Source organism: Paenibacillus sp. MDMC362, assembly GCF_003269305.1.
GTDB lineage: Bacteria > Bacillota > Bacilli > Paenibacillales > Paenibacillaceae > Paenibacillus_AQ.
The window spans coordinates 1-20,359 of sequence record NZ_QLYT01000006.1; the positions used below are offsets into that span (position 1 = coordinate 1).

The window sequence follows — 20,359 nt, forward strand, 5'->3', positions numbered from 1 at the left end:
ATTGTTCCCATGGGCTATTTCTGTTTAGGTGTCGCACTTCATATTACAATCCGTCACAAAAAAAGGACTGCTTCATCCATGCCTGCTTCGGCATGATGAAACAATCCTCATCCTCGTTAATTACGCATTGGCTTTATGGCGCTCGTTTGGGCAGCATTTTCACATATTCATCGGACAGCTTCATTAACTGCAGAATATAGTCATAATCGCCGCGATACGGTTCGATATCCGTGACGGGCTCGAGCGTCTTTAAGGAAACCGCCGTGCCATCCTCAAATCCGTCACCGGGAACGAACAGAATGTCATTATTAAAGAAAGAGCCTGTCGGTAAATAATATCTCATCCCGATTACATTGCGGTCCACATTCAGCAGGTCATGCCCAAATGCATTAAAGCCTTCATCTTCAAGCGATACGCCTAAAAGGTTAGCGACGGTTGGCAGAATATCGACCTGCCCCCCCACCTGCTCGATGACCTTTCCTTCCTTCATGCCGGGTACATGAATGACAAGCGGGATATTAAATCGGCTGACCCGCTCATGGTAAGGAATGCCCAGCGTTGACGATATCATCTCGGCGTCGGCTTCTGCCGGATTGATGCCAAAGTGATCCCCGTACACCACCAATACGGTGTCATCCCACAATCCGTTCTGCTTCAGACGGTCAACCAGAGTTCCGAGTGCATAATCCGAGTAATTCACCGACTTCAGGTAATTCCCCAGATGGGTCCCTTCCAGCTCAGCCGGCAGAGTGATCTTCGCAAATTCCTCCTTCACATGATATGGCGAATGGTTGGATACCGTGATGTAATGAGCATAGGTAGGCTTGTTCTGCTGTTGATTCTCCAGCAGCTTGTCCACGCCGACACGGAACAGCTCTTCATCGGAAGGTCCAAATTCATTGAAGTTATCATTCGTGAAGTAGGGCTTGTCGTAATAATGCTGAAAATCAAGCGCCGGGTACATTTTGCTTCGATCCCAGAACTTCACATCATTCACGTGGAAAGTCGTCGTAACATAACCGTGCTTGTTCAAGAGCCGCGGCAGACCAGGCAGCTCTTTATTTCCGAATCCGGTGGACATCGCCACCGTTCCGGTCGGATAAATCGATGTATTGACCGCAAATTCGGCATCCGAAGTGTTGCCTTGCCCGATCTGTTGGAAGACATGCGGGAAATACAGGCCGCCATCTGCGAGCTGGTTCATCACCGGTGTCAGCTCCTGGCCATTCAGGGATTGGCCAACCGGAAAATTCTGCAGTGATTCCATCTGAACGATGATCAGATTTTTGCCTTTGGCAGCGCCGTAATAGTCCAGCTTGTCCTTTGCTTCCTTAACGTAAGGATAAGTCGCAAGGTGCTGCTGGGAGCGCAGAATCGTGTCTTGCAGACTCCCTTCGGCCAGCGCACGGTTCTCCTGTGAAATCCGGATCACGGAGGAAACCTGGTAATTCATGAATCCCATTTGCTCCGCTCGCACGATTTCATTCTCGATTCCCCATTCTTTTCGGATAATAAGTCCGGACAGAACACCCGCAATGACCAGCACAACCATCATGGATATGCGCCACTTCATTCCAGGCCTGCGCGAATAGGAGACGGAATAACCGGAGCGGACTCCACCAAAATGCAATCCTCCTCGGGAGCGGGAACGAATGTTTCGAACCGCCCATATGATCAATAGGACCAGCAGGTCCAGGAAGAAAAGAAAGTGCTCCGGCTCTAACAAAGCCGTAATGCTGGCTCTCACCTGGTTTACTTGCCCGATCCCCGCAAGCGCGGTATATGTCGGTATGGACCCGAAATGAACGTTATAAACAGCGGACGCAAACATGATGAAAGATAATACGACATTTAAGATCACGTAGACTATCTTTTTGCCTCTTGCCGGCAGAAGCAGCTCCAGAAAGCTAATCAGCGCCAACAGGGATAGCGCGTCGGTAAGCACCTTACCCCATGCGACCCCATTAAACAGAAACACTCTTAGAAGGATCAGCTTCAATAAGAGCGTCAAAAAAACGACTATGCTTAATTTCAACCTTTGTTCAAGGTAGCGTTCCATTTTCCCATTCCCTCTTTTGTGTAAAAATAATGTTAAATTGCAGCTTCCATTATAACAGGAATGTAAACGTCAATCTAATCTGCCCATTCCTTCGGCCCCCTGTCAATTGTCCAATGCATGTTCCTTACGTATCACGTAGGATAAAGCATCCCAATCAAAAGGCTGGAGGGTATAAGACATGAAGATGGTTGTAACCGGCGGAGCAGGCTTTATCGGCTCCCACCTGGTGAACGGACTCGTTAATCAAGGCTATGAAGTCCATGTGATTGATAACCTCACAACCGGAGATCCAGGTCGCCTTCACAGCGAGGCGATTTTACATGTTGCCGATGTAAACAGTCAGCAGACAACGGCGTATATCTCCGTGCTGAAGCCGGACGTTGTGTTCCACTTGGCCGCACAGGCCGATGTGCAGCGGTCGATCAAGGAGCCTCGTCTTGATGCGGATGCGAATGTAATGGGCACTATCAATATACTTGAAGCTTGCCGCAAGGCTGGGGTTCGTAAGATTGTGTTTGCTTCGACGTCAGGCGTATATGGAGACCTGGAGAAATCTCAGCTGACGGAGGATGATCCGGTTAATCCAATCTCCTTCTATGCCCTATCCAAGGTGGCTGGCGAGCAATATATCCGCTTATACCACCGCTTCTTCGGCCTGCACTACACCATTCTACGTTATGGGAATGTCTACGGTCCGGGTCAGACTGCGAAGGGGGAAGGCGGTGTTGTGGCGGTATTTGGTGATCGCCTGCGTCAAGGTGCTCCGTTTCATATATACGGCAATGGTGATCAGACCCGGGACTTCATTTATGTCAAGGATGTGGTGGAAGCAAACCTCGCCTCCATTCAACACGGGGATGAGAGCGTTCTGCACGTTAGTACCGGCACCGGGCATTCCGTCAATTCACTCGTCGATCATATCAACAGACTGCATCCTGACCGCATTGATGTTAATTATCTGCCCGCGAAGAACGGCGATATTCTGCACAGCTGCCTCAATAATGAGAAGACCCGGGCATTGCTGCAGTGGAGTCCGTTATTCAGCCTCGAAGAAGGCATCGAAGAAACCTATCGCCACTGGCTTCGCACATCCTGATTCGACCAATGGAGGACTGGAGACGGTAGGAGAACGAACATAGAAAAACAGCCTGATCCCTCGCTCATCTGGAGGAATCAGGCTGTTTTTATTCGTGCTGAAATTTGGATCACGGGAACTACAGCCCTATCGCTTGAAGGAGTCGGGCAAAATTCATCGCATAGATATGCGGGTTGAAATGTTGCTGGACATGCTTTATTGCATTGCCGCGAATCTGTTCACGCAGATCCGAATCCCTCATCAGTTCAAAGGCTTCGGTCACTGCATGCTGTACGTCCCCGAGCACGTAGAACTTGCCTGTGAAATTGTGGTACACCGAGGTGGATACCCCATCCGAGTCGGTTGTCAGCACCGGACATCGGCAGCTCATCGCTTCCAGAACCGCATAAGGCGCTCCCTCTACCTTGGAGGTGCAACAGAGAAACCCGCCGGAATCACCAATAACCGAATAGTAGTAAGGCATCTCTGCATTGGGTACGTTGGACCGAAGGGTTAATCGATCCGCCAGATCAAGCTCATCAATGAGTGCAAGGAACTGCTCCCTTTCTGCCGGCTGGCTGAGCTGAATATCCTCGAACATCCACATTTCCAAGTCGGGAACATGCTCCTTAAGCGCATGACCGATATGAAGAAATTCACGCCAATTCTTGTTATCCTCAATCCGTCCAAGCCATGCCATGACCGGGTTGGCGGGAGCCTTGTATGGAGTGTACGTGAACCGGTGGGTGTCAAAGCAGTTGTTGAAATTAAATTGCGGCTTGTGCGGATATAGCTGCTGGAATAGAGCAGCGATGTGCGGGGTATTGGGGTTCAGGAGTGCGTCGGCATACTGGTTCACATATGGAGCTGCCTTTGTAAGCTGCGCTTGAGCCACGCTCTTTGGGCCATACCCTTGAATCTCCAGCACGAATTTCCCTTTATAACCGAGCATTCGAAACCGTTGAAAACTTGCGTGATCCGTCGTCACGACGATGACGTCAAACGAATTCGAATCCAGGATATGCTTAATCTCGATATCATTGCGGGTTACGTAAATCGGAAAGTCGGCTGCATTCTGCATGCCCGAACCCCAGGCGTAATACAGGCAATGGGCCTCGATTCCGGCAAGACGAAGCGCACCGCAACGCTGTCGGTTTAATGTTTCGACCCCCCCGCTCGGCACATAGTAGACGAACAGCACCTTCATGTCGTACCCCTCCCGTTATTCGATGACTTGAAAATCAGAATGTGAGTAGACGGCTACAAGCTGTCCTTCGTTCTTGGCATGCACAGTGACCAATGTGGAGTGCGAATAATTAATATTGGTTACGAGCAGCAGGCTGAACGCAATATTATGATTCGTGATATTGGGCACGAACACCGTGGAACCGACCCCGACGTGGACAAGGCCGACATAGTACACCCCTTGGGGATGATATCCATGTATGAGGACATCGAATACATCAGGCCCCGCATTCGTAATCGTAAGGTCCACGGATTGGATGTACCGCGCGTCAATATTACCGTACTCTACTGCATCTAAACGAAAGATGGACATTTCATTCCCTCCTGGATATGGCAGCATCATTAATACAGGTTATGTAACTACCTCTGAACGGGTAAGGGCATATCCTTAGACGATCATCCAAATGTGCGGGGCTTGATGCCTCGGTCCAAGCCGTTTCTTGACGATTTGCATTTAATAAGATGTATATTATATCCGATAGAAAGGATCGGTGACGATTGATGTTGAACCTCCAGGATATCAAAGGACCTTACCATGCGATATTCAGTCTGGGAAACAACTGCTTGCCAGCCATTGAGTTAAGAGAGCATGGATTGCGCAAATTTGCCGGACCCATTGATTGGATGGGTACCCCGGTACTGCCTCAAATATCTAGAATGCTTCGCAATCGGTTTGAAGGCATGCTCGTATATTCCAACTTGCTTATGGTTGATCAGGTTAATGAGTTGTACAATATCTGGGACCAACAGTACGATCTTTACCTCAATCATGATTTTTATGTCCATAACAATTTCCCTCCCCACCTGCCGGCTTATCCTGTTATCAAAGCCAAATACGATCGCAGAGTGGCCAGATTTCTGCAGACATTGGAAAGCGGCGGGCGCATTCTCTTTATTCGGACCGATTCCAGCTGTGAGAATATTCAGGAACTGGTCGATTCCCTGAAACAGCTATGCAAAGGACCTTTTCATGTGCTAGCGGTTAATCATGAGCCCGTCAAGGAGATCGAAATGATGGATTGGAACATAGAACATGTCTGCGCCGTAAAGATGCCCAATATCGATATCTGGATAAGCAACCGTTTTCGATGGACCTTTTTGTTTCAAGGCATGTATTTGATTTAAACCAATGAGTATGTACTTAATTATCCAGCGGACCCAAGCCATAAATATGGCAGGCCACGATGAAAATCATGGTCTGCCATTTTACATAAGGTCTTAAATGTGTGTCACCGGTTCGTCGGGCAGCTTATAATCTTTCGGGAGCGACTGCATTATTCGATTCCATATCGTATAAGCAACCAGAAGCTCCGGGTTTGACATCTGATTGACGAAGATTCGGTTGTACAAATCGCTCATGACGAAAAAATCTTGCTGATTCATTGGCTCACCTCTCTATTTTACATAGAAGATTTCTGGGCTATGGCACCGTGATATATGTTCAATATACGTTCAATCATAAGATCCATGGACCAGTGATTACTAGCGAATGTCTTTGCATTCTGACCCAAAAATGTTCGGTACTTATCCTGTTCGAGAAGCACGCTCAAATGCTGGGCAGTGCTTGCAGCATCTCCTACCGGGGTTAATAATCCCGTATAACCGTGGCTTACCATCTCGGGCAATCCCCCGGCAGTCGACACGACGCTCGGCAGACCTGCCATTTGGGCTTCCATGACCGAGAACGGCTGGTTATCATGTATGCACGTATGGACAAAGATGTCAGCCTGGCTGAGTAAGCCGGGTACATTATTATTTTCCCCTAGAAAAAATACATCTTGCTGGAGCGAAGCCATTACGGCCTGCTCCTCCAACTGTCCCCGCATATTGCCATCACCTACAATCCAGCAAACCCAATCGTTACGCATCCGCTTGAGGATTGCGAGCGAATCGAGCAGCACATGGATCCCTTTGACGTAAACCAGTCTTGCAGGGCAGATGATGACCTTTTTCCCCGGTGGTCGCCGCAGTGACGTGCCTGCGTGATACTTACTTTGAAAAGTCATAGCGTCCATACCGTATTGAAACACCGTAATCCGATGGTCCGGCACTCCGCAATCCGTCATGAGTAAATTTTTGGACCAATGGTTTGCAGCAATGGTCAGATCCGAAGACATCGCCGCGTGATATTCAAGCGCAGGGAAGTAACGCCAGGCAGGACTTCTTTCATCAACGCCATTTGATGGGTTATTACGGAAATGATCCTTCATTTCACGTGCAACCGAACCATGGACATGAGCGACCAGCGGCGTACGCTTTGGCTTTACTCTGCTTAAAGAACGGGTTGAGAAGCTGTCTTGCGTATGGATGATATCATATTGTTCCAGCCCAAAATAGGCTGCCGCCAGCTCCATGCAGTAGCGCTCCAACTCATAATGACGAATCGCATAGTGCTGATTCATGCCGGGTGCCGCCTGTATCGAAAGCTTCGACTCCAGCATGGGCAGCAAAGCTTCTTTGGCCAATTCCACCCCCCGATTAACAATATGGATTTTTTTGTAATCCGGACTGTTTCCGAGCAGATCCACTTCATGACCTAGCTGTTCCAAACGGTTCTTGAGCTGCTGCATGAAGTTCCATACTCCGCCAACATGAGGGATTAACCAGTGGGTAGCGAGCAGAATTTTCATGTTAACCCCCATTATTGGCCAAGCTGAGCCAAATGCTCAAGTACGTGGCGGTAGTTATTTTTCACCATCTCGTATTCCCCAGCGATCGTCGCTTGATGACGGATCGTGCCCATCTGGGAATGTACCCGATACATCGTAAGCATATCCGGTATAAACCCAAAAGAAGCGCCGCTCATTAACAGCCGAATCCAAAGATCGAAATCATGAGTGTAGGGAAGCTGTGGATTAAACAGACCTACCCGGTGAAGCCATTCTTTCTTCATAATGACCGTGCAGCCGTTAATGGGATTAGAATACGTGAGCTGACGTGCCAAATCTGCATTATTTGCCAAGGGTATGCCTTCGTACGGCCTTGTTACTCGGTTATGTTCATCGATGACACAAAAACCGGTATACGTAACATCGAATCCCGTGCTCAACATAAAGGACAGCTGCCGTTCAATCTTTTGCGGAACAAAACGATCATCTGAACTGAGCCAAGCAATATATTGACCAGAAGCATGCAGAATGCCGTGATTCAAGGCACTGGCCGTTCCGCCATTACTTTTGCCCATATAGTAAACTCTGTTCATGTAGGGTGCGATCAGATGTGCATATTGGGTTGACCCATCATCTACAACAATGATTTCTACGGCAGGGTACGTTTGTAGTACCGCACTTTCCAATGCTTGCTGTACATACTGGCAGTTATAGAAAGGTATGACTATCGTAACCGTCGGCATCATCCCCTGTCTCCTCCTTCTGCCTATCTTGATATATGATCTCAAAACATATCATGGGTTAATACACCATATGCAGTGCACTCGCATTCCGAAAGGGACCCCTGTCCCCTGACATTTGACCAAATAACAGGCAGACGGCTTATATAGGATTAACAACAGGGACAGCATCTTGGAACATCATGCGACCTCCCCTGCACGGACAGTGCCGATCCAGCCTGCCGGGAGGGCCGCCGGCCGCATAAAACAAGCTGTCCTCCCGCTTACCAGTCGGAAGAACAGCTTGTGTAAATTATGCGACGTTACATTAGAAAAACAAGCGGAGTCCCACCAAGGTCAGGATCCCGACAATGACGGTGGCAAACAGGCTTTTTGTGAGAAAAGCGATTAGGAAAGCGGGCACGGCGGCAATCCATTCTAATAAATGCCCCCCTGGATCCATACGTCCATCCGATAACAGCAGCTCCTGGGCTAGCAGGGCTCCCATGACGGCAATCGGTACATGATCTAACCACCGGATCATCGTCTCGGGAATGCGAAGCTTGCTCAAAATCATAAGCGGCAGAACCCTTGGAATGAGGGTTACGACAGCACAACCGATAATCAGGATAGCGATATGCCATCTTATTTCCATCGTTCGATCACCATCCCTGCAGTAGCCGCAACCACAATCGCGACTATGATCGCCGCGCTTCCCGGCATAATTGTACTGACTGCTACCACGGAAACGGCGGCAATCATAACCACCATGAAATCAAGTTTATACTTCTTCCGGCTGATCCATTGCAGCGCCAGCAATCCGATAAACATCCCCGGCAATGCAAAATCAAGGCCAAACTTCTCCGGCTCGGGAATCCACTCCCCGACTAAACCGCCCGCTATATTGGCCGCGCACCAGAACAGATACGCCGTAATATTCAGGCCGACCATCCATTTATAGCCCAGTTTTTTCTGCTCGGTGGCCTTGGCTGCCGCTACACCAAACGTCTCGTCGGTTAACAGGGAACCGATGAAGAAGCTTTTTCCCGAAGAAAGACCTTTAAAGTAAGGGGCAAGCGCTGCGCTTAACAGCAGATGCCTGGCATTCACGAAAAATATCGTAACGATGATCGATAGGATCGGGCTAGCAGCCGCTATCATCCCTGCCGCAATAAATTGCCCGGAGCCCGCATAGAGCAGCAGCGAAATGAGCGCGATTTCGAGCAGGGTGAAACCTGCGGTGCGCTCGACAACACCTGCAGCAAAACCGATGCTGAGGTAGCCCAGGAGGGTTGGAATACAATCTTTGAAGCCTTGAAGGTAGGTGTTTCCCTGGTTCCCCTCCATACTAGCGGGGAGCCGTTCTGTCTTGATGCTCATCTGTGTTCGATTCCTCTCTCACTCTACAATTCTATTTTTAATTACTATGAATTCTTCCCGCTGCCTTGTCAACGCCGTTACACCATTTTCCCATCACAAAAAGCGCCCCAGGAATGCTGCTCATTCGCCAGAAACGCTTGTTCATTCGTTTTATTTAGCTGCTTAAGGGTTTAAGATGACTTTGATACAGCCATCCTTCCGCTCATTGAAGATATCGTAGCCATGGGCAGCCTTCTCCATCGGAAGCCGGTGTGTGATGATATCCGAAGGGTCCACAGACCCTTCTTTCAACATTTGATAAAGGCGCGGCATGTAATGAATGACCGGTGCCAGCCCCATTTTTAACGTAATGTTGCGTTCGAACAGCTCTCCAAGCGGAAAGGCATTATAAACAAGCCCATACACGCCGGTTAGCTGGATGGTCCCGTATTTGCGAACCATAGACACAGCCATGCGGAAAGCACCCAAGGAGCCTCCCTGCAGCTTCAGCATGCTGCCCAGCATTTCAGCAGGGGTCCGTTTCGCATCCAAGCCAACACAATCAATGACAACATCTGCCCCACCCTTGGTGATCTCTCGGATATAACTCTCCACTTCGGGGAATTTCTCAAAATTGTAAGTTTCTACGTGATTGGTCCGTTTCGCATGATCCAGCCTGTAATCCACATGATCGATCGCAATCACCCGCTTCGCGCCTTTTAGCCAGGCAAACTTTTGCGTTAGTAGTCCAATGGGGCCGCAACCCAGAACAACCACGACATCGCCTGATTTAACCCCTCCGTTCTCCACGCTCCAGATGGCTGTGGGCAGCGCATCGGAGAGCATGAGCAGCTTCTCATCTTCCATCTCGGCGTCCTCAGGTACAACAAAGGGCATGGAATTTCCGTAGGGAACCCGCAAAAGCTCTGCTTGCGCACCCTGAAAACCGCCGTACGCGTCACTATATCCAAAAAAACCGCCGGTATTCTTGGCCTCATTCGCATAATCGCATTGGCTCTCCATGTGATTCTGACAAAACAGGCATTTTCCGCAAGATACAATAAAAGGAATAATGACACGGTCACCCACTTTGACCCTGCTTACTTCCGGACCCGCGTCCACCACGACTCCCATCGGCTCATGGCCGATAATATAATCATCGTGCAGCTGTTTTAATCCACCGTTGTATAAATGCAAATCCGATCCGCAGATGGCCGTGGTGGTGACTCGGATCAGGACGTCGTCGCTGTGCCGAAGAACCGCGTCCTTCATATCCTTTACTTCAATCCGATGTCTGCCTTGATAAGTGACTGCTTTCACGCTCGAAACCCCTTTTCGAGTCGATATCCATTTTTTGTAAGGATTTGACTTTTTTAGGTTCAGTGTACGCCATTTCAATCAGAACTACTCGGCAGAGCAAAAAATAAAGCGAGGATCACCCCAGCGCTTCGGGTTGAAGGTCTACAGGCTGCTTTTTCGATCTCCTGACCTTCAAGAATAATACCAGCCCTAACAGCACGAGCACCCCCCCTGCCGCTTGCAGGGAGTTCATCGATTCATTCAGCAGGAGAAAAGCCAATAAACTTGCTCCAACCGGCTCTCCAAGAACGCTCATCGATACGGTGGAGGCTGTGGCATACTTCATCAGCCAATTGAACAGCAGATGGCCGAATACTGTCGGCACGACGGCCAATAAAGCAAAAATCCCCCACTCTCGTCCGGAATACCCCGTCATCGGAATGTTCATACCCACGTTATACAACGCCAAGACGGACGCCGCTACCGCAAAGACAAGCCAGCTGTATAAGAATGACGGCAGACGCCGCAGCAGCAATTGACCCAGCAGCATATGGACGGCGACTGCAGCCGTCCCCAGCAACGACATGATATCACCTGTCAAATGCCCCTTGGCCCCACTGAGGCCGCTGCTCCCAATAAGAAGGAATACGCCGAGGAAAGCGATCGCCATGCCGCCGATTGCCGCCAGCGATGTTTTCTCCTTAAACCAGAAATAAGCTCCTATCATCACAAACACCGGCTGAAGGGCGAGGATAATCGTAGAGCTGGCTACGCTCGTCCACTTCAAGGAGCCCATCCATAACAAAAAGTGCAGGGCCAGCATCGAACCGGATAGAAGAAGCAGCAGCAGTTCGGAACGCTTCAACGATCTGATTGCTGGCGCATATTTGCCCGCGAAGGGCAGCATGATCAGGAACGTAATCACCAGCCTGTACATCGCTTGAATGGATACGGGACTGCTGGACCATTTTACGAATATGGAGGAAAAAGAAATAGCGATGATGCCGATAAACAGAGGAATAAATACAGGAAGCGGTGCTCGGTTCGAATTCATGATGGTTAAATGATTCACCTTTCGTGTTATATTAGAGAATGATTTCAAAATTAAAACTTTCGGAAAAGGATAATTGGCATGAAAAAGAAAGACCTTCGCAACCAAATGACCCCTCCCAAATTTCTGGCAATCGGCTTTGCTTCGATTACACTGATCGGGACATTCCTGCTCAAACTTCCCATCGCAACGGCGGACGGAACTTCTACCCCAATTGTAGATGCTCTCTTCACTGCGGTTTCCGCCATCAGTGTAACGGGTCTAACCGTTGTGGATACAGGGACCCATTGGTCCATGTTTGGACAAATTGTCATGCTCATGCTCGTTCAGCTTGGCGGATTGGGCTTTATGACTTCGGCCACCTGGATTGCATTGATGTTCAACCGCAGAATCTCGCTTCGGGAGCGCATGATCCTTCAGGAAGCCATGGGACAATACCAAATTCAAGGCATTGTAGACCTCATTCGAAGAGTGCTCGTCTATACGCTGATCATCGAAGGGGCAGGCGCATTATTGCTGACGCTCAGGTTCTCTGCCATCATGCCGCTTTCCGATGCGGCTTACTTCGGCATATTCCAGAGTATTTCCATATTCAACAATGCAGGCTTTGACCTCTTTGGCCAAATTCACGGACCCTTCTCAGGGTTTGCAACCTATGTAGCGGATCCTTTTGTCAATATTGTCGTGATATTCTTGATCTTCCTCGGAGGAATCGGCTTTATCGTCATTTTTGACCTTATTGAATACCCGAAATGTAAGAAACTGTCTCTTCATTCCAAGGTTGTATTAACCGTAACGTCATTGTTGATCGTAATTGGGGCTGTCATGATTTTTATTCTGGAGCATGGCAATCCCAAAACATTAGGGCCGCTCTCGTACCCGGTAAAAATCATGGCTTCCCTATTCCAATCGATCACTCCCCGTTCCGGTGGCGTCAGCACCCTGGATATCGCGAGTCTGGAGCAGTCCTCCCAGTTCTTCATGATTATCCTGATGTTCATCGGGGCAGCTCCCGGTTCAACGGGAGGCGGAATTAAGGTGACTACTTTCGCCGTGCTCATCGGTGCCGTCGTTACGATGATCCAGGGAAAACGGGATGTTGTTCTCTATCGCAATCGAATCTCCCAAGCCCTGGTTTACCGTTCCATTACACTAACGATCCTATCGTTGCTGCTATTGGTGGGAGCTTCCATGTTTCTGTCTGTTACGGAATCCGGCGAATTCCTAAGAATTCTGTTTGAAGCCGTATCCGCCTTCGGTACTGCCGGGTTATCCATGGGACTTACAACCGAGCTGTCCGGGGTTGGCAAGGTGACCATTTCCCTGCTCATGTTCCTTGGCCGGTTAGGTCCGCTAACCCTTGCTTATGCGCTGAGTCGCAAGAACAATAAAGAACTGTACCGCCATCCGGAAGGCCGGATTACGATTGGTTAAGTTATACTTCTCCCCTGTCGGAACATTTCTTGCGACTATCGAAAGTGCTTGGTTTAGCTGAAAGCATATACAATCTTAAACAAACCGTACACTTCCCTTCCATGGGAGGCATACGGTTTGTTTTCATTGGAATACATTTCTAAAATCGCTTCTATTCGCTGAACTCGCTGGCATCTTCGCCGAACTCGCTGGCATTGATGGCTGCATCCAGCAAGTCATCAAACAATTCGTTGTCGGCTTCAATCCGCTCGTCAATCTGAAGAAACTGCTCCTCGATTCCCGGCTCGCCAGCGAAGTTCAAGCTGTAATCCCAGTCCCGGCCATTCTTGCTCAGGAAAGTGATCTCGTAGGCTGATGCATGTCCATCTATAGAAAATACGGTATATCCTACGAACTGATCGCTCTCATCCCGCTTCATATCCGCACGCTCGATTCGGACTTCTGACACGTTTTCACGCTCCTTCATTACGTTGTAAAGCACTCACAAGACTCAGTATATCACTTTTCCAGGCAGCTGATTATTGTTTTTCTTATACGCCTGGATCTAGTATAATATGGGTTGGTAAATTAAATTGCATTGGAGGGTACCAAATGTCCGATTTCAATACATACTTGGACAAATATGCCGAGTTGGCTGTAAAGGTTGGAGTTAACATACAAGAAGGACAAACCTTAGTGGTTCATGCTCCTGTTGATTCCGCCGAATTTACTCGCTTGATTGCCAAAAAGGCATACGAAGCGGGTGCCCGCCTGGTTAAGATCCTGTGGACCGACGAAACGATAACAAGACTTCAATTCGAAAAAGCTGCGGATGACGTCTTTACCGAAGCGCCGAGATGGTATGCTGGCGAAATGACAGAATTGGTGGAGAACGGAGCAGCCATTCTGCACGTGCTTGCCGAAAATCCTGATCTGCTGAGCGGCATTGATTCCGAGCGTATCGGAAACTTCTACAAAGCGCGCGGAGAAGCATTGAAGACCTATCGCGCTTATCAGCAGTCCGATAAGTTTAGCTGGTGTCTGATCGCTGTGCCTTCGGCAGCTTGGGCAGCCAAGGTGTTCCCGGATGTGCCGCAATCCGAACAAGTCGGCAAATTGTGGGATGCCATCTTCCACACCGTCCGTGTGGATCAGGAGAACCCGGTTGAAGCCTGGAACAAGCACCTCGAAGTGCTTGAAGCGAAATCCACCGTGTTGAACGCTAAGAAATACAAGAAACTCCACTATATCGCACCGGGAACCGATCTTACCATCGAGCTGCCGGAAGGGCATATTTGGGCGCAAGGCGACAGCATCAACGAACGCGGACATTCCTTTGTGGCTAACATGCCAACAGAAGAGGTATTTACCGCTCCGCTCAAAACAGGCGTCAACGGAACCGTACACAGTACGAAGCCTTTGAGTTATGCCGGAAACATCGTGAACAATTTCTCCCTTACTTTTGAAGAAGGTAAAGTGGTCAGCTTCACGGCAGAGCAAGGTTATGAAACCCTTGAGCGTCTCCTGAACATGGATGAAGGTGCCCGTTATCTTGGAGAAGTGGCGCTGGTGCCGCATCAATCCCCGATCTCGGAGTCCAACATCCTGTATTACAATACGTTGTTTGATGAGAATGCCTCCAACCACCTTGCACTCGGCAGCGCTTATGCTTTCTGCTTGGAAGGCGGAAAAGATATGAATCAGGAGCAATTGATTCAAAGCGGTCTCAATACGAGCGTAACCCATGTTGATTTCATGATCGGCTCCGGCGACATGGATATATACGGGGTGACGGCGGATGGCAAAGAAGAACCGGTATTCTTGAAAGGAAACTGGGCATTTTAATAAACGAGACAAGACAGCATAAAGCAGCTATTTCTTATGAAGTAGCTGCTTTCTTGAACTTTTCCGGCCTTTAATTGACCTGAGGTTGATTTACAAACGAAAAAATTGTGCGATAATCAAGAAAGCGCATCAAATTACTTATTGATAGCATAAAGGAAATGGAGGGTCTCTCATGTCCAGCTTTGAACAAAAAATGGAACGCTACGCGGAGCTTGCAGTCAAGGTGGGTGCTAATGTGCAGCCGGGACAAACGCTGGTCGTTAACGCGATGATCGATGCTGCACCGTTGGTACGTCTTATCGTGAGGAAAGCTTATGAAGCGGGTGCCAAGCAAGTAAAGGTGAACTATAGTGATGAGGTTGTGAACCGGATACGGTACGACCTGGCACCAGACGAAGCTTTTCTGGAGCCGCCGACATATTATGCGGAGGAAGTAACCGAGCTTGCCGAGCAAGGGGCTGCTTTCTTGACCATCCTCTCCTCGAACCCGGACCTGCTTAAAGGCGTTGATCCGGAGCGTATTTCCAATTACCAGCGTACATATGGCGCCGCCATGGCGAAATACCGGCAATATCAGCAAGCCGATAAAATGAGTTGGACCGGCATTGCCTACGCTTCCCCTGATTGGGCTGCCAAGGTGTTCCCTGACGTTCCGGCCGAGCAGCAGGTGGATAAAATGTGGGATGCGATATTCCACGCGGTCCGCGCAGATCTCGATGATCCCATTGGTGCATGGGAAGAGCATATCACGACCCTCCAGCACAAATCGGATGAGCTTAATGCCAAGAAGTATCATAAGCTTCGCTTCACTTCACCAGGGACGGATCTTACGATCGAGCTTCCGGAGGGACATATCTGGGCCCAAGCGGGCAGTCACAACGAGAAAGGCGAGCGTTTCGTTGCCAACATCCCGACGGAGGAAGTGTTCACCGCTCCGCTCAAAACCGGCGTGAACGGCACCGTACGCAGCACGAAGCCATTGAGTTACGGCGGCAACATCATCGACAATTTCTCGATCACGTTCAAGAACGGCCGCATCGTCGATTTCTCCGCGGAACAAGGCGAAGATACTTTAACCCGCCTGATCTCCATGGATGAAGGCTCGCATTATCTTGGCGAGGTTGCCCTTGTTCCTCATCGCTCCCCGATCTCGGAAAGCGGCATCTTGTATTACAACACACTGTTTGACGAAAATGCCTCCTGTCACCTGGCCATCGGCAGCGCGTATGCCTTTAACCTTGAGGGCGGCAAGACCATGACGTCCGAACAGCTTCAAGCTAGCGGTCTGAACAGCAGCATTACCCACGTTGACTTCATGATGGGCTCCAAAGAGCTTAATATTACCGGAATCACGCATGATGGCACGGAGGAGCCTGTATTCATCGACGGCAATTGGGCGTAAACCGCTACAATCTCGTTATGTGCTGGATAAGCACATCCGATAATGAGATCGTACATCTGCAACAGAGCAGTCTTTTAATCAAAGGCTGCTCTGTTTTTTTTATAATGGACTTTCTTGCCCCCTCCCTTCCCTTCCCTTCCCTTCCCTTCCCGATGCAACTTCAACCCTATTTCGATTAATACCGATAGATTGCCGAGCATATGATGAAGAGATGGACGCATATCTAAGTTGCCATATTAACTCATAAGCTAATGCGCTTCAAACACATGACTTTATAAGGATCAACCCGTTCCCGGAAACAGTCTCCAGAGTCGGCTGTTATTAGAATTAATAGGGCTTTTTTACCCGATATGTTGTAAAATGATGAGAGAAATAGGATGGTTACACCAGAGAGGGGATTATCGCGTGTCCAACCGATTACAGCTCCTCCTTGCAGCAGATTTCGCTGATCTGAGCGAACCTATTCAGGAAGAAGTCTATTATGAATTTTATGATCTCGTTTATGGACAGATACTATATGTCGTACGGGATCATGCTGCTGTTGAGGATATCATTCAGGAGTCCTTTATAAAAGTCATTACAAGTAAGCCGAATTTCGAAACCGAAAGCAAGATGCGGGGATGGCTCCGTGTCGTCGCCAAAAACTCAACCATGAATTATTTAAGAAAAAATAAAAAGTACCGTAACCAAGTGGATGTCGAGAGTGTTTTTATTAATGAAGAGGACGTGGTAGTTTCTTCCACGAACGTCGAACATCAGGTGGAGTCGAATATGCTGGAGGAATCCATCAAGCATTATCTCGACCAGTTGAAGCCTGAATACAAGCTATTGATTGAGTACCGTTGGAAGCATAGTCTGACGTACAGAGAAATTGCGGAGCTCCTGAATACTCGCGAGGAGATCGTGAAGCAGCGCTTGTTCCGCGCCAGAGAATCCGTAAAAAAAATGCTGTATAGAGAGTGGGGTGAATTGGATGAGCAACGAAAAATACGATGATTGGTTTGATGAGGCCTTTGACGAAGCCTTTGATCGTGCAGCTTCACGTTCCTCACTCCCTACTGACATTGAATCCAAACGACAATCCTGGCAGCAGGTTCAACAGCAAATCAAACAGGTACACAAAAAGAAACAGCGTCGACGCACTTTTCAGTTAGCCGGACTCATCGCAGCATCGATGGCTTTTGGTGCATTGATATTCTCTCCTTTCTCTGTAACTCAAGCGGTAACACCGGTTTATCAGGAGATCAAGGATTGGGGAAATGGTGTGGTGACCCAAATTTTCGGTATGCGAGAGCCTGTTGATAAGAGCAAGGCATTAACGGCTCCCCCACCGGAGCAGGGAATAGAGCCGGAAGGGTATGTACCCCCAGCTCAATTAGTGGACACCGAATATATTCCTTTCACAGATACCGATGAATCTCTGACAGAATCGCAAAAACGCGCACCATTCAAAATACCAAAAATCAATTATCTTCCGGAAGATTACAAATTCTATGAGGCTACAGCATTAACAACGGATGAAAATCCGGTTTTTGAAGAGCTTCATCTTCATTATAAAAATTCGGATGATAAGTTCTTCCATATAGATCTTATCGGGATGACACTAGGTAAAATGATCAATCTCAATGGGGATATTAAGAAGACGATTATTCTTGAATCCGGAGCAAAAGCCTATTTAACCGAGACAAACCTTCGCTTCTTATACGACAATGATCAAGTGATTGTATCCATTAGCGGCTTCTTCACAGAAGAAGAATTCATAAAAATTGCAAACAGCATACAATGATTTTTTGGTTGACCTAAAAAAAGAACAGGCTGTCCCCAATTGAATGGTTGAAGACAGGCTCAAGGGCTGGTCTTCGACCTTTTTGTTCCTGGTTGCCCGCAGATCAGCAGATGATGGCCAGCGATGGGTGAAATGATTTCTTCACGAAGCGTCTTACGACGCAAAAAAAAGAAGGTGCCCGCAAGATCTAAGATCTTCGGGCACTCCCTTCATAAATCCATATTCGTATTATTGTGCCACCAATATCGAGCTCGTGTGATAAGTTCCTTCTTCATATGTACCGCTCTCTTTGACCCAGTGAATCGTCTTGGCCCGGTAATAATAACCCGCCTGCACACTAAAAGTTTTGCTTCCGCTCAGAGAGGCTCTACTCGTTCCGTTGTCGTATGAAGCTCCCGAATCGACCCAAGCGGAGCCCGTCCAGCGTTGAAGAACATAATTGATTCCCAGAGAATCTACAGCTTCAGAAGCACTAGTAGTGGCGCTAATCCCTACTTGAGTACTGCTTACTTTCCCTATCGAAGAAAAATAATCCATCAAATATTTATTAGCTAACGTGTTGTGAGAAGAATTTAGGTTCATTTCCACAGGAGGCGGAGTCGTTAATGCACCGGGTGCAATGTCTGTAGCCGAATCCGCGTAAGCCCCTCCTGCCAGAGATAAACTTAATAGAACACTGACTGCAACTGCTGAAGCTATACGTTTAGGACTGCGTACTTTTGACATCATATCACCTTTCTTTCAATGTAATAGGAACATCCATATTTTAACACGCAGTGACAGGACAAAAGTATCTAATTCTTCATGGATTGATATATTTTTTGAAACTTTTCTGCAAATAAAAAGAAGCCTCGACATAATATGTCGAGGCTTCTTCTAATATCCAGTTTACGCACCTGCTTCTTCCTGAATCAGCTGCTGCTGCTGCCTGATCAGACGAATCCGCGAGATCCGTTTATTCTCGGTCTCCTCAATCACAAAGCGATAATCCTCATACATGACAGATTGACCCTTGTGTGGGAGCAGCACCTCAAGACGCGAGGACAGCCATCCACCGATCGTATCATAGTCTTCTGTATCCACGTTCAGACCAAATTGGTCATTAATTTCATCGATCAGCATCAATCCATCAATGGAGTATTCATCCTCCCCCACCTTTTCAATGCCCGGACGCTCTTCGTCAAACTCATCTTGAATTTCACCGACGATTTCTTCCATGATGTCCTCCAGGGTTACGAGTCCTGAAGTTCCGCCGTATTCATCAATTAGAATGGCAATTTGCGTCTTGCTCCGCTGCATTCTTCGCAGCAGATCGCTGATCTTGATCGACTCAGGAACAGCAATGATCGGACGAATCAAGGAAAGCTGGTCGCGAACGAATCCGCGCATCAGATCTTTAATGTGAATAAAGCCAATGATATGATCCTTGTCTTCGTCACAAATCGGATAACGGGTTCGCATCCCCTCGCTTGCGATCTTCAGATTTTCTTCCAATGAAAGATTGTTGTATAAGCAGATCATTTCTGTTCTGGGGATCATGATCTCCCTTGCTGTCGTATCAGCAAATTCAAAAATGTTGTCTACCAACACCATATCCGTACTATCCATCAGGCCGCTCTCACTGCTCTCTTTCATCATATCCCGCAGTTCTTCCTCGGTATGAACATTCCGTTCAACCACCGGTTGCATCCGGAATAGACGGAGAACATTATTGGAGAGCCCATTGGCAAACCAGATAAACGGGAACATTATCGTATAAAACACCCGCAGTGGGCCTGCTGATAGCAGCGCAATTTGTTCCGCCTTACGTACAGCCACCGTCTTGGGCGCCAATGCACCAAATACAATGTGCATGAGTGCAATCAGGATGAAGGCAATCACCAAGGACACGGCATGAACGGCTGTATTGCTCCAGCCTATGCCATGAAACCAAGGCGTAATCATGGCGGATATCGTTCTTTCGCCAATCCAACCGAGTCCAATGGACACGATGGTAATACCAAACTGGCATGCGGATATATATCCGTCCAGGTTCTTCAGTATGTTCTGCGCAAATTTTGCACGTCTATGTCCTTCTTCGACCAGAGCGTCAATTCGGCTGCTTTTTACTTTAACGAAAGCTAGTTCAGCCGATACAAAAAATCCATTTAACAGGACGAGAATCAATACCAAGGTTAAACTTATCAAACTCGGTAAGGGGTCACTCAATCGATCTCCTACCCGCCATACAGCATGCTATGACGAATAGGAACACCTCCTTCGGTTATTAAAAATGTGTGGTGCCATCAAGCATAACAGCGTGTTCGGACTCCGCATCAACTTCCCAATGGTCTCATCTCCTTGTCTTATTCCGACTTAATCAAGCTATATAAGTAATTATATAGTACTACGATACACAGTCAAACGTTGTCTTATGACATTAATCAGCGTTGTTATAAGCTTTAATTTGATTCTCAGCCGTTAGCACTCGTTTTTCGATGAATTGATATATTCTATG

The 20,359-nt window shown here is 48.1% G+C and carries 20 protein-coding genes; 7 read left to right on the forward strand and 13 right to left on the reverse strand.

Annotated elements, in window-relative coordinates; all coding sequences use genetic code 11:
* Positions 1 to 133: 133 nt before the first annotated feature.
* Positions 134 to 2,059: an LTA synthase family protein gene (locus DP091_RS01130; protein ID WP_113056694.1), complete on the reverse strand. Its 1,926-nt coding sequence runs from the start codon at positions 2,057 to 2,059 to the stop codon at positions 134 to 136.
* A 178-nt stretch (positions 2,060 to 2,237) separates the two neighbouring features.
* Here DP091_RS01130 and DP091_RS01135 point away from each other — a divergent pair, with 178 nt between their 5' ends.
* A complete protein-coding gene (locus DP091_RS01135) occupies positions 2,238 to 3,155 on the forward strand; it encodes an NAD-dependent epimerase/dehydratase family protein (protein ID WP_113056695.1) in 918 nt (305 codons plus the stop codon).
* A 118-nt stretch (positions 3,156 to 3,273) separates the two neighbouring features.
* Here DP091_RS01135 and DP091_RS01140 read toward each other — a convergent pair whose 3' ends face one another.
* Both DP091_RS01140 and DP091_RS01145 read right to left on the reverse strand, forming a co-directional pair.
* Entirely contained in the window at positions 3,274 to 4,341 is a 1,068-nt protein-coding gene (locus tag DP091_RS01140; protein WP_113056696.1) for a glycosyltransferase family 4 protein, read from the reverse strand.
* 15 nt (positions 4,342 to 4,356) lie between these two features.
* Positions 4,357 to 4,692 carry a hypothetical protein gene (locus DP091_RS01145; RefSeq protein WP_113056697.1) on the reverse strand — a complete coding sequence of 112 codons (336 nt, stop codon included), beginning with the start codon at positions 4,690 to 4,692 and terminating at the stop codon, positions 4,357 to 4,359.
* Positions 4,693 to 4,880: 188 nt separating this feature from the next.
* On the opposite strand from DP091_RS01145, the gene DP091_RS01150 reads away from it, so the two are divergent.
* Positions 4,881 to 5,504 (forward strand): DUF1796 family putative cysteine peptidase, encoded by a 624-nt coding sequence (locus tag DP091_RS01150; protein WP_113056698.1) that lies wholly within the window; start codon positions 4,881 to 4,883, stop codon positions 5,502 to 5,504.
* Between the two features lie 93 nt (positions 5,505 to 5,597).
* On the opposite strand, the gene DP091_RS31185 is transcribed toward DP091_RS01150, so the two are convergent.
* The 7 genes from DP091_RS31185 to DP091_RS01180 all read right to left on the reverse strand — a co-directional run bounded on the left by DP091_RS31185 (position 5,598) and on the right by DP091_RS01180 (position 11,419).
* Positions 5,598 to 5,762 carry a hypothetical protein gene (locus DP091_RS31185; protein WP_181469700.1) on the reverse strand — a complete coding sequence of 55 codons (165 nt, stop codon included), beginning with the start codon at positions 5,760 to 5,762 and terminating at the stop codon, positions 5,598 to 5,600.
* A 17-nt stretch (positions 5,763 to 5,779) separates the two neighbouring features.
* Positions 5,780 to 7,009 (reverse strand): glycosyltransferase family 4 protein, encoded by a 1,230-nt coding sequence (locus DP091_RS01155; protein ID WP_113056699.1) that lies wholly within the window; start codon positions 7,007 to 7,009, stop codon positions 5,780 to 5,782.
* Between the two features lie 11 nt (positions 7,010 to 7,020).
* Entirely contained in the window at positions 7,021 to 7,734 is a 714-nt protein-coding gene (locus tag DP091_RS01160; protein ID WP_113056700.1) for a glycosyltransferase family 2 protein, read from the reverse strand.
* A 301-nt stretch (positions 7,735 to 8,035) separates the two neighbouring features.
* On the reverse strand, positions 8,036 to 8,362 hold the full coding sequence (locus DP091_RS01165) for an AzlD domain-containing protein (protein ID WP_113056701.1): 327 nt from the start codon (positions 8,360 to 8,362) through the stop codon (positions 8,036 to 8,038).
* On the reverse strand, positions 8,353 to 9,087 hold the full coding sequence (locus DP091_RS01170; RefSeq protein WP_113056702.1) for an AzlC family ABC transporter permease: 735 nt from the start codon (positions 9,085 to 9,087) through the stop codon (positions 8,353 to 8,355). Before DP091_RS01170 ends, DP091_RS01165 begins: the two co-directional genes overlap by 10 nt.
* 162 nt (positions 9,088 to 9,249) lie before the next feature.
* The gene (locus DP091_RS01175) at positions 9,250 to 10,386 is read right to left on the reverse strand and encodes a zinc-dependent alcohol dehydrogenase (protein ID WP_113056703.1); all 1,137 of its coding nucleotides are present in this window, start codon (positions 10,384 to 10,386) and stop codon (positions 9,250 to 9,252) included.
* Between the two features lie 115 nt (positions 10,387 to 10,501).
* Entirely contained in the window at positions 10,502 to 11,419 is a 918-nt protein-coding gene (locus DP091_RS01180; protein WP_113056867.1) for a DMT family transporter, read from the reverse strand.
* Positions 11,420 to 11,497: 78 nt separating this feature from the next.
* On the opposite strand from DP091_RS01180, the gene DP091_RS01185 reads away from it, so the two are divergent.
* Entirely contained in the window at positions 11,498 to 12,850 is a 1,353-nt protein-coding gene (locus DP091_RS01185) for a TrkH family potassium uptake protein (protein ID WP_113056704.1), read from the forward strand.
* A gap of 151 nt (positions 12,851 to 13,001) precedes the next feature.
* Here the strand turns inward: DP091_RS01185 and DP091_RS01190 are convergent, their stop codons facing one another.
* Positions 13,002 to 13,298: a hypothetical protein gene (locus tag DP091_RS01190; protein ID WP_113056705.1), complete on the reverse strand. Its 297-nt coding sequence runs from the start codon at positions 13,296 to 13,298 to the stop codon at positions 13,002 to 13,004.
* Between the two features lie 143 nt (positions 13,299 to 13,441).
* Here DP091_RS01190 and DP091_RS01195 point away from each other — a divergent pair, with 143 nt between their 5' ends.
* The 4 genes from DP091_RS01195 to DP091_RS01210 all read left to right on the forward strand — a co-directional run bounded on the left by DP091_RS01195 (position 13,442) and on the right by DP091_RS01210 (position 17,862).
* Positions 13,442 to 14,674: an aminopeptidase gene (locus tag DP091_RS01195; protein ID WP_113056706.1), complete on the forward strand. Its 1,233-nt coding sequence runs from the start codon at positions 13,442 to 13,444 to the stop codon at positions 14,672 to 14,674.
* A gap of 172 nt (positions 14,675 to 14,846) precedes the next feature.
* Complete coding sequence (locus tag DP091_RS01200) at positions 14,847 to 16,076, forward strand: aminopeptidase (protein ID WP_113056707.1); 1,230 nt, start codon at positions 14,847 to 14,849, stop codon at positions 16,074 to 16,076.
* Positions 16,077 to 16,481: 405 nt separating this feature from the next.
* Positions 16,482 to 17,072, forward strand: coding sequence for an RNA polymerase sigma factor (locus DP091_RS01205; protein ID WP_113056708.1), 591 nt, complete (start codon positions 16,482 to 16,484; stop codon positions 17,070 to 17,072).
* Complete coding sequence (locus DP091_RS01210) at positions 17,050 to 17,862, forward strand: DUF4367 domain-containing protein (RefSeq protein ID WP_113056709.1); 813 nt, start codon at positions 17,050 to 17,052, stop codon at positions 17,860 to 17,862. The genes DP091_RS01205 and DP091_RS01210 overlap by 23 nt, the downstream gene beginning before the upstream one ends.
* 228 nt (positions 17,863 to 18,090) lie before the next feature.
* Here DP091_RS01210 and DP091_RS01215 read toward each other — a convergent pair whose 3' ends face one another.
* The gene (locus DP091_RS01215) at positions 18,091 to 18,591 is read right to left on the reverse strand and encodes a hypothetical protein (protein WP_258394360.1); all 501 of its coding nucleotides are present in this window, start codon (positions 18,589 to 18,591) and stop codon (positions 18,091 to 18,093) included.
* A 159-nt stretch (positions 18,592 to 18,750) separates the two neighbouring features.
* Positions 18,751 to 20,070, reverse strand: a complete 1,320-nt coding sequence (locus tag DP091_RS01220; RefSeq protein WP_113056711.1) for a hemolysin family protein — start codon at positions 20,068 to 20,070, stop codon at positions 18,751 to 18,753.
* Between the last annotated feature and the right edge of the window lie 289 nt (positions 20,071 to 20,359).

Coding starts and splice junctions, on each gene's coding strand:
- DP091_RS01215 (WP_258394360.1), bottom strand. CDS start 18,591: ATGATGTCAAAAGTACGCAGTCCTAAACGTATAGCTTCAGCAGTTGCA.
- DP091_RS01195 (WP_113056706.1), top strand. CDS start 13,442: ATGTCCGATTTCAATACATACTTGGACAAATATGCCGAGTTGGCTGTA.
- DP091_RS01145 (WP_113056697.1), bottom strand. CDS start 4,692: ATGTCCATCTTTCGTTTAGATGCAGTAGAGTACGGTAATATTGACGCG.
- DP091_RS01185 (WP_113056704.1), top strand. CDS start 11,498: ATGAAAAAGAAAGACCTTCGCAACCAAATGACCCCTCCCAAATTTCTG.
- DP091_RS01140 (WP_113056696.1), bottom strand. CDS start 4,341: ATGAAGGTGCTGTTCGTCTACTATGTGCCGAGCGGGGGGGTCGAAACA.
- DP091_RS31185 (WP_181469700.1), bottom strand. CDS start 5,762: ATGAATCAGCAAGATTTTTTCGTCATGAGCGATTTGTACAACCGAATC.
- DP091_RS01155 (WP_113056699.1), bottom strand. CDS start 7,009: ATGAAAATTCTGCTCGCTACCCACTGGTTAATCCCTCATGTTGGCGGA.
- DP091_RS01210 (WP_113056709.1), top strand. CDS start 17,050: ATGAGCAACGAAAAATACGATGATTGGTTTGATGAGGCCTTTGACGAA.
- DP091_RS01165 (WP_113056701.1), bottom strand. CDS start 8,362: ATGGAAATAAGATGGCATATCGCTATCCTGATTATCGGTTGTGCTGTC.
- DP091_RS01160 (WP_113056700.1), bottom strand. CDS start 7,734: ATGATGCCGACGGTTACGATAGTCATACCTTTCTATAACTGCCAGTAT.
- DP091_RS01180 (WP_113056867.1), bottom strand. CDS start 11,419: ATGAATTCGAACCGAGCACCGCTTCCTGTATTTATTCCTCTGTTTATC.
- DP091_RS01150 (WP_113056698.1), top strand. CDS start 4,881: ATGTTGAACCTCCAGGATATCAAAGGACCTTACCATGCGATATTCAGT.
- DP091_RS01170 (WP_113056702.1), bottom strand. CDS start 9,087: ATGAGCATCAAGACAGAACGGCTCCCCGCTAGTATGGAGGGGAACCAG.
- DP091_RS01130 (WP_113056694.1), bottom strand. CDS start 2,059: ATGGAACGCTACCTTGAACAAAGGTTGAAATTAAGCATAGTCGTTTTT.
- DP091_RS01200 (WP_113056707.1), top strand. CDS start 14,847: ATGTCCAGCTTTGAACAAAAAATGGAACGCTACGCGGAGCTTGCAGTC.
- DP091_RS01135 (WP_113056695.1), top strand. CDS start 2,238: ATGAAGATGGTTGTAACCGGCGGAGCAGGCTTTATCGGCTCCCACCTG.